The sequence below is a fragment of the Nostoc sp. FACHB-110 genome (genome assembly GCF_014697425.1).
Lineage (GTDB): Bacteria > Cyanobacteriota > Cyanobacteriia > Cyanobacteriales > Nostocaceae > Nostoc_B.
This window is the reverse complement of sequence record NZ_JACJRU010000058.1, coordinates 34,579-42,488: the sequence shown is the minus strand read 5'-3', so window position 1 is coordinate 42,488 and position 7,910 is coordinate 34,579. Positions and strand designations below refer to the sequence as shown.

Annotated in this window: 12 protein-coding genes; 3 read left to right on the top strand and 9 right to left on the bottom strand. The window is 34.7% G+C overall.

The window, feature by feature from the left end:
* Nucleotides 1-439 precede the first annotated feature (439 nt).
* From H6G69_RS34595 to H6G69_RS31005, 3 genes are all read right to left on the bottom strand, one after another.
* The gene (locus H6G69_RS34595) at nt 440-571 is read right to left on the bottom strand and encodes a hypothetical protein (protein ID WP_277883506.1); all 132 of its coding nucleotides are present in this window, start codon (nt 569-571) and stop codon (nt 440-442) included.
* A gap of 88 nt (nt 572-659) precedes the next feature.
* The gene (locus H6G69_RS31010; RefSeq protein WP_190693168.1) at nt 660-1,406 is read right to left on the bottom strand and encodes a Shedu anti-phage system protein SduA domain-containing protein; all 747 of its coding nucleotides are present in this window, start codon (nt 1,404-1,406) and stop codon (nt 660-662) included.
* A 194-nt stretch (nt 1,407-1,600) separates the two neighbouring features.
* Nucleotides 1,601-1,717, bottom strand: coding sequence for an element excision factor XisI family protein (locus tag H6G69_RS31005; RefSeq protein ID WP_190693166.1), 117 nt, complete (start codon nt 1,715-1,717; stop codon nt 1,601-1,603).
* Nucleotides 1,718-1,831: 114 nt separating this feature from the next.
* Between H6G69_RS31005 and H6G69_RS31000 the strand changes: the two genes are divergently transcribed.
* Both H6G69_RS31000 and H6G69_RS30995 read left to right on the top strand, forming a co-directional pair.
* Nucleotides 1,832-2,494, top strand: coding sequence for a restriction endonuclease (locus tag H6G69_RS31000; protein ID WP_190693164.1), 663 nt, complete (start codon nt 1,832-1,834; stop codon nt 2,492-2,494).
* Nucleotides 2,491-3,933 carry an SAM-dependent methyltransferase gene (locus tag H6G69_RS30995; protein ID WP_190693162.1) on the top strand — a complete coding sequence of 481 codons (1,443 nt, stop codon included), beginning with the start codon at nt 2,491-2,493 and terminating at the stop codon, nt 3,931-3,933. The genes H6G69_RS31000 and H6G69_RS30995 overlap by 4 nt, the downstream gene beginning before the upstream one ends.
* Nucleotides 3,934-3,986: 53 nt before the next feature.
* On the opposite strand, the gene H6G69_RS30990 is transcribed toward H6G69_RS30995, so the two are convergent.
* From H6G69_RS30990 to H6G69_RS30970, 6 genes are all read right to left on the bottom strand, one after another.
* Complete coding sequence (locus tag H6G69_RS30990) at nt 3,987-4,322, bottom strand: XisI protein (protein WP_190693160.1); 336 nt, start codon at nt 4,320-4,322, stop codon at nt 3,987-3,989.
* Nucleotides 4,310-4,726, bottom strand: coding sequence for a XisH family protein (locus tag H6G69_RS30985; RefSeq protein ID WP_190693158.1), 417 nt, complete (start codon nt 4,724-4,726; stop codon nt 4,310-4,312). Before H6G69_RS30985 ends, H6G69_RS30990 begins: the two co-directional genes overlap by 13 nt.
* Nucleotides 4,727-5,033: 307 nt before the next feature.
* Entirely contained in the window at nt 5,034-5,246 is a 213-nt protein-coding gene (locus H6G69_RS30980) for a hypothetical protein (protein ID WP_190693155.1), read from the bottom strand.
* 170 nt (nt 5,247-5,416) lie between these two features.
* Nucleotides 5,417-5,542, bottom strand: a complete 126-nt coding sequence (locus H6G69_RS34590) for a hypothetical protein (protein WP_277883505.1) — start codon at nt 5,540-5,542, stop codon at nt 5,417-5,419.
* Nucleotides 5,539-6,303: a hypothetical protein gene (locus H6G69_RS30975; protein WP_190693153.1), complete on the bottom strand. Its 765-nt coding sequence runs from the start codon at nt 6,301-6,303 to the stop codon at nt 5,539-5,541. The genes H6G69_RS34590 and H6G69_RS30975 overlap by 4 nt, the downstream gene beginning before the upstream one ends.
* Complete coding sequence (locus H6G69_RS30970) at nt 6,296-7,435, bottom strand: AAA family ATPase (protein WP_190693151.1); 1,140 nt, start codon at nt 7,433-7,435, stop codon at nt 6,296-6,298. The genes H6G69_RS30975 and H6G69_RS30970 overlap by 8 nt, the downstream gene beginning before the upstream one ends.
* A gap of 230 nt (nt 7,436-7,665) precedes the next feature.
* Here H6G69_RS30970 and H6G69_RS30965 point away from each other — a divergent pair, with 230 nt between their 5' ends.
* Entirely contained in the window at nt 7,666-7,842 is a 177-nt protein-coding gene (locus H6G69_RS30965; RefSeq protein ID WP_190693149.1) for a hypothetical protein, read from the top strand.
* Nucleotides 7,843-7,910: the final 68 nt, after the last annotated feature.

Here is a 7,910-nt window from a genome sequence, read left to right as displayed (position 1 = left end):
ATCCAAGAAATCTTTGACCAACTCACATTTGAGCAGGTAATTTCTGTGTCTTCTTATAACTTTATCCTGGAAGCTCTATTCTATGCAGCTTCATATTAAATTGGTATAAGTCTTTAATTAATTGTTCAACCCAAGCCGCAGAGAAACCAGCAGAATAACGAAACCACCTATGAATAGGTAATTTCATATTGTCAGTGAAAGTTCCTGCTCTTTCTTTAACAATTTTTGGCAAATCATCAGAATTTGAGTTGAACAGCTGAAGCTGAAAGGAATTAGTCATTAATAAACGGAATGAATTGTTTTTGTGGCTCAGTCTGAGAAAGCCAAACCAGTCTTTGAGCCACAGATATACAGACTTAGTGTAAGCGATCGCCAAAATAAAACTATTCGCTCAGTTCTGCTTCACCGTCAAGATCATCTTCCGTTTCTGCTTTTGCAATCATCTTAATGCGATCGCATCTGCTGTACCATACTCAAATACTATTTCTTGAAAAAGGCAAATTTGCAAGCTAAGTCGTCGTTTTAAGGCTGTTAATAATCTATTCAAAGCTTGTTTTTCTTGTTCAGTCATTCTATTTTTTCCGATTATGTAATTTTATGCAAAATTTATTGAAATAAGATGAAGATAAACACTAACATCTACATTAAACTTCTTACGATTAATCTTCAGATGAAGAATACTTGCACCATCTATCCCAAGGTGATAATTCATCCCTAACAAAGAAAGATTTATAAAGCTTCGCCAGAAACGGGAGCTTATATGAACTTCTGGAATAGAATTCAATTTGGCGCAGAAAAGCATCATAAGTGCGTATCTGAATGTTGTGTTTAGAATTATTGAACTGTGCCTTATAAGCTTGCTTTTTTAAATTTTGCTTGAGTTCTGATTCTCTGCCAATAATCAGAACACCAAAAGGAGAAGTAAATGATTTCACTCCTAGTACATCTCGAATATGACCTTGATATTTTGTACAGAAGTCGATGTAATCTCTAATTTGACTAATACCACTTGCTAGTTGGGCGGTTTCAACAATTCGTCCATTTTTATCTTGTTTGTAAAGACGATCTCTAGGGGACTTTAAATCAACAACCCACCATGTCACTCCATCAGAGTTTTCTCCAGCAAACAGGTAATCTGGAATTTTCCCGTCTCCATTGACGAAACCTGAAGGTTTTATTTTGGCTTGTTTAATAATCCAACTATCGTGATGACCAGTACGAAAGAAAGCCGACGTGAAAGATAATAAAGATAGATTGTGCCTGAGAAAAGAATCGATTTCAGTTTCACTAGCATTTTTAGAGATGAGAAAAATTAACTTTGTTAGATCATCTTCACTAAAGTTATGAGGATCAACTCTATATTCCTTTGGTGGATAATCTCCTTCGAGAGCATTAGCGAAGCGCATAATAATATCTGAAATAGTTGACTATTGCAAATAGTAGTACACTTGTATTTAATTGAGTTAATCGCTAAACTGTTTTTTATAAGTGTTTATCACTTTATATAGTTGTATACTATACATCAAATATGTTTACATTACGTTACCTTGGAAGATAAGGCACTTTACAAAGTTATCCGATACCTGCACTGGGTCATATCTCACGCTACGCCATATTGCGTATATTGACGTAGGTGAGATGTTTGTAAGCCTAAAACAATATCTTCTTTTGGTACTTCCATATCAACTAAATCTTCAGCAATTTGAATATCTGTCATATTACGCACTATAGAAAGCGATCGCACTCAAAGAATGCTAGGTTTCACATTTATACTAGTTAACTTCAAGCTACTTCTCAATTTATAATTTTTGCACTAATTTTTACTATACCCATGACAATCTTAAACATAAAAGCCCTCTGTTCGGAGGCTGCGATATTTTCAGCCGCCGAGTCAATACACCCAGAAGCATTACTTTATGGTGTTACGGATGGGAAAGCTGTTGGCACATATCTAGAACAAAAGTTTAGGCTTTATCTCAAACAACGCTATGAGTTTGTCGAGGGTAATTCTGCAAGCGGTATTGACTTTCCGGGATTGCTTGTGGATGTTAAGGTAACAAGCATTAGACAGCCACAATCATCATGTCCTTTCAAGTCTGCACGTCAAAAGATTTTTGGGCTTGGGTACTCATTGCTGATATTCGTTTACGATAAGACAGATAATAGTACAACCCGCACAGCCACCTTAAACATCTTGCATACAATTTATGTCAGCGCAGAAAGAACAGCCGATTTCCAAATGACTCGCGGAATTCGGAATATTTTGGCTAATGAAGGTAACAAAGATGATTTAATTGCCTTTATGAATGACCGAAATTTACCAGTCGATGAAATTGAAGCCAGTAACATTGCAGACGAAATTCTGATAAATCCACCAAGACAAGGGTTTTTGACCATTTCCAATGCTTTACAATGGCGGCTCCAATATGGAAGAGTAATAGAACGCGCTGGTCAAGAAGATGGCATAATGACTGTTTATAGAGCTAATCCATGATTCGTAATATCGAGAAAGCTAAAGTAGAATACGGTGATTTTCAAACACCGTTAGTATTAGCTGAAAAAGTCTGTAAAAAGTTAATCGAATTAGGTATCAATCCAGAGACTATAGTGGAACCTACCTGTGGATTGGGTAATTTTATTGAAGCAGCCTCAAATTCATTTTCATCAGCAAATAAGATTTTAGGAATTGAAATAAATTCTAGTTATTTAGAAATAATTGAAAAAAGTCGGAAATTTTTATACGATGACAGAATTGAGATTCGATGTGAAGACTTTTTCTATCTTGATTGGTCATCATTAATAAGTTCATCAAATAAAGAAGTCTTAGTAATTGGTAATTTTCCTTGGGTGACTAACTCACAGTTAGGTAGTATCGATAGCGCAAACCTGCCAACCAAGACTAATTTTCAAAACCATAATGGTTTAGATGCAATCACAGGTAAGAGTAACTTTGATATATCAGAATGGATGTTAATCCAGGTCGTGAAATATTTACAGAAGCATGATGGTTATTTAGCCATGCTATGCAAAACTTCTGTTTCTCGGAAAATATTAAGCTATATTCGCTCTCAAAAAATAAATCTGGCTTACTCTGCAACTTATAAGATAGATGCTCAAAAGTATTTTAATGCAAATGTTGATGCTTGTTTATTTTTTTGTAAATTTGATTTAAATTCAAAAAACTATTTTTGTGATGTCTTTGATAATTTAGAAACTTCAAAATATTATCGTATAGGTTATTGGAATAATATTTTAGTAAAGGATTTAGTTACTTTTGAAAAGCTAGAGAATCTATATGATAGTAAATCTGAATTAAAATGGCGTTCAGGTATTAAGCATGATTGTGCTAGTGTTATGGAATTTCACCGAATTGATAATACTCTTATAAATGGATTAGGAGAAGTTATTGATATAGAGGAAACTTACGTTTTTCCATTACTCAAAGGTTCTTATGTTGCTCAAAATCAAACAAAGGCAACTGATAGATATATTTTAGTCACTCAAAAGTTTGTTGGTGAACCTACTGAAAATATAAGAGATATAGCCCCTAAAACATGGAAATATTTAGAAAAACATGAGAATTTATTAGATAAAAGAAAAAGTAAAATTTATCAGAATAATCCTAAATTTTCTATTTTTGGTGTAGGTTCGTATACTTTTTCTCCTTGGAAAATTGCGATTTGTGGACTTTACAAGAAATTGGATTTTCGATTGGTTGGGAAAATATCTGATAAACCTACTATTTTTGATGATACAGTTTATTTTCTCAGCTTTGATGATGAAATTTTAGCAAGTAAAACTTTTGAAATTTTGAATACTAACCAAGCAAAAGATTTTTATTCATCTTTAATATTTTGGGATGAAAAGCGACCCATTAAGTCTAGTGTTCTAAATAGTTTGAATTTGAAGGCTTTAGCAGAATCAGCAAACTAATTTTACTACAATGAAATTTCAGCCAAAATTCATTAACTGCATCAGCTTATCTTTTACGCTACGCCATACTGCGTATATTGACGCAGGTGTGATGGTTGTAAGCCTAAAATAATATCTTCTTTTGGTACTCCCATATCAATCAAATCTTCAGCGATTTGAATATCCGTCATATTACGCTGAATCCATATCTTTTCATTTTTGATATCAAGATGTATGACACAATTGTAAATTCGGTCATATCCATCCCAACCAATGTCTAAAATTTGATAATGGTCTCGCACAGTATCGAATATCAGTTGAACTTCGATGTTTTCTTCCAACGGTTTATAACTACCATACTGTGTTAGTAAGCTTTGAATATATTCACGATATTTGTCTAACTTTGCCATTGCAAAATTACCTCACTGCTTGGATCATAAACTATTAAATGAACTTGATATTCTCGTACCGAGGCTTGGGCAAAATCTCGGCTAAATAGTGAGCGATATGTTAAAACTGGAACTGCTAAAAACAAAACTCGTTCAGGTTCGCTAAATCGCAGGGCTAATCGATAATTAAGAAACTGTCCTAAAGCAGCGTGATAGTCAAACAGTTCTGAGTCACCCAAAAAACTTTTAATCTCAACAGCAATTTTCTCAGATCCTCGCTCGGCGGCTAAAATTTTTTCCGCACCTAAATCGACTGACATTTTATCTTTGCCAAACTTTAATACTAGCGGATCATGTGTGATAACCCACCCTTCTTTTTCTAATCCTCGTTTGACGGCTTGATGAAAAATGTCTCTTGCAGGCACAGGAAATCACAGAACCCGATAATCATATAATATCGAACCATTGACAATTGAGCGATCGCCATTGTCAATACTTTTTCACTCCAGCAATTTCACTCTTTATTCATTGATGCGATCGCCTGTGAACATCCTTCTTTTTCGTACAGCATTTATTGAAGCGATCCCTCAATTCTTCTCGCAAGTATTAATAATTTTATTCAACCGTAGATTTATCTTAAAATATATTGATTCTGTATTGCCACCAAACGCAGCACATTGATTACTAATATAAGAATTTATTTATAAACTTTCTAAAAATTTAACCGCATTCTTACGAAATTTTATTGCCATATCTGACCCACTCTGTCATATCAACTGTTTCCTCTTCTTCATAGTCTGATGGTGAACCAAAAATTTCGTTCAGTTCTGTTTGTTCGTCATCATTCACATAGGGTATGAGAACTTCGCAAAGCAACATTCGCTCTTCTCGTAAAACTTCTCTTATGCTCTCTTTAATTAGTGCTTTAAGTTCGTGAATTTCCATAAACTTTTTTAATGCAATAAGCTACTATAGCGTTTCCTAGTCTGCTGAAGTACAAATTTCTGCGTACCTCTGCGCTTAACTCTGCGACCCTCTGCGTTTCAAAATATTACCTGTACCTCACTTAACTGGGAATCGCTATATCTCTAATTTGCTCATATTTAAAGCATATATCAAAAATGATTATGCGATCGCACTTTACCATGTGTAATTATCAGTAAGCGATCGCTTGTAGATATACTTTCGTTTTTCCTCCAGCATCTATTGAAGCGATCGCTTTTTTTCAACCTAATCATCATATAATTAACGTCAAGTATTGCTCAACTTCACCAATATATTCTAGTAACCCAGTATTCACGCCTCTTTCACGTAAAATTGCTAGACTTGTAGCTTCCCAGCACAAACGTTCACGTTCCATATCATTACCTGTTAGTTGTTCCACTACTACTTTTGGATTTCTAATTCTATCAGGTTCCTCCTGTGAAATAGAGCGTAGTCTATGTGCTTCTATACAAGGATCAAAACTCAATTTCTTTTTGATTTCTTCTAAAATTTGTTCTTCTCGTTGATTAGAAGGAATAAACCCATTCAAAACCCATGCTTCACGTTTTGGGTTAGCTGTACCAATTATAATTTCTAGTTTTGGCTGTAGCTGGATATGTTGAGAACGCGCTTGTTCAAGTCCTTCTCTACGTTCTTGTTGATTGTCTAAATCACGAATTAAGAAAACAGCTTTAATCTGTCGTGTTCTTTGCAAAAACCTAATCAAATTAAGAACCTTGATAGATGCTGCGCCATCGGCTTTCAATGGTACACCTTTACTATAATGACCTCGATATCTTGGTAATTTTAATCCTGATGATTCCAATGATTCTAAAATTTTACCAATGTCTTTCCAACAGGAATATTCTGTTCCTTCTTGTAAGCCACACCATTTAAAAGAATACTGAAGATTATCCTCCTCTAACCAATCAATTTTTTCTAGCAAAACACGCTCGGCTAATTTAGTAGCAGTTCTAAAATCTGCACCACTTTCAACTATGGCAATAAACTCAATCACTCACTTCTCCTTCCACAACCCATTCTTCTCCCTCAGCATCCCAAAATTCACCAGTTGTTAAGGTTTGTTTTGCCCATTCCACATCAGGATGTTCATCCAAACGTTTGGAAATAGTAAAGCCTGAATTACTGTTATTTAATACGTGTACTTGAGAAGGAACAAGCTCATCAATAATATATGGTGAGTGAGTAGAAAAAATAATTTGTAGATTTGGATTATCTGCAATAATTTCCTTAAACACAGTCATCAATTCGCGTTGAGCATTCGGGTGAAGTCCCTGTTCGACATCATCTAATAAAACTAAATTAGGTTGATTAGGGTTCATTAACACAGTTAACAATCCCAAAGTTAATATTGTACCTTCACTAATTGCATGGGCTGGAATACGCTCACCTGTATTCATATTTAGTATAACTTCTTGTCCTGCCATTTCCTGAGTTTCTTCGTAAGAAATAGGCTTGCCATCAACTTCTATTAAACGTTTACGAACTACTGGAACTTTTGCCCTCTTTATCCCAATTTTACGTACACTTGGCACAATTCTACTTAATTTTCCTTCTATTAACTCAAATCTTTCTGGAGCTTCATCACGCAAAAAATCTAAAGTAGGTGCTAGTAACGAACCATCAAACTCAACTCTTGGTGTTTCTTCATCGCTATAAGCTGCCTTAGCAAGATTACTTGCGACTAACTTTAGATAAACTGTGTGCTTTAAAGATTTGAGAATTGCATCTGGTGAATCATTTAAAGAACTTGTCCATCCTTCTGAGGTATTTTCCCTTTCATCCATCTTCCATGATGCTATCGGATGCCAATAGTCATTGTTTTCTTGATGCCAACTATATGAAGCTTGCCAATATTGGCGATATTTAAATCCCCAAAAACCAGTAGCAATAACAGACATATTTCTTTCCCCAATTGTTGTAATAAATTGGGGAGATTTGTCATATTGAAATATTCTAGCAAATGATGAATCAACACCAGCAAGCCTACTTAAATTGTGCAGTGCTTGTAGCACTGATGTTTTACCAGCACTATTTTTTCCTACAAGTCCATGTAATCGGGAATTATCAAAACTAAGTTCTGTAAATTTATGACTCTTGAAATTATGAAGTATTACCTTTTCTAGCATATAATTGCTAACATCCTTCTATAGAAAAGTAGATTTATTACATTTATCAATATAATATCTCACTAATCGTGATGATTAAATCTGCTAGATTACTATCCATTTTATATAAGCTTGTTCAATTATAGCTCCCGCGATCGCCTGTCTTTTTGACTCTAGTATCTATTGAGGCGATCGCACCTTATCATGCGTAATTATCAACAAGCACTCGCCTGTGAACATCCGTCTTTTTCGTGCAGCATTTATTAAAGCGATCGCACTTTATCATCTCTAATTATCAGCCTGCGATCACCCGTCAACATACTTCTTTTTCGTGCAGCATATATTTAAGCGATCGCGCTTTACCATGTGTATTTATCTATGAGCGATCGCCTGTGAATATACTTTCTTTTTTCTACAGCATTTATTGATGCGATCGCACTTTACCATGTGTAATTATCTGCAAGCGATCGCCTGTAGATATACTTTCTTTTTTACT

Excerpts from the sequence above, each read along its gene's own strand:
- H6G69_RS34595 (WP_277883506.1), bottom strand. The coding sequence starts at position 571 with ATGACTGAACAAGAAAAACAAGCTTTGAATAGATTATTAACAGCCTTA.
- H6G69_RS31010 (WP_190693168.1), bottom strand. The coding sequence starts at position 1,406 with ATGCGCTTCGCTAATGCTCTCGAAGGAGATTATCCACCAAAGGAATAT.
- H6G69_RS31005 (WP_190693166.1), bottom strand. The coding sequence starts at position 1,717 with ATGACAGATATTCAAATTGCTGAAGATTTAGTTGATATGGAAGTACCA.
- H6G69_RS31000 (WP_190693164.1), top strand. The coding sequence starts at position 1,832 with ATGACAATCTTAAACATAAAAGCCCTCTGTTCGGAGGCTGCGATATTT.
- H6G69_RS30995 (WP_190693162.1), top strand. The coding sequence starts at position 2,491 with ATGATTCGTAATATCGAGAAAGCTAAAGTAGAATACGGTGATTTTCAA.
- H6G69_RS30990 (WP_190693160.1), bottom strand. The coding sequence starts at position 4,322 with ATGGCAAAGTTAGACAAATATCGTGAATATATTCAAAGCTTACTAACA.
- H6G69_RS30980 (WP_190693155.1), bottom strand. The coding sequence starts at position 5,246 with ATGGAAATTCACGAACTTAAAGCACTAATTAAAGAGAGCATAAGAGAA.
- H6G69_RS34590 (WP_277883505.1), bottom strand. The coding sequence starts at position 5,542 with ATGATGATTAGGTTGAAAAAAAGCGATCGCTTCAATAGATGCTGGAGG.
- H6G69_RS30970 (WP_190693151.1), bottom strand. The coding sequence starts at position 7,435 with ATGCTAGAAAAGGTAATACTTCATAATTTCAAGAGTCATAAATTTACA.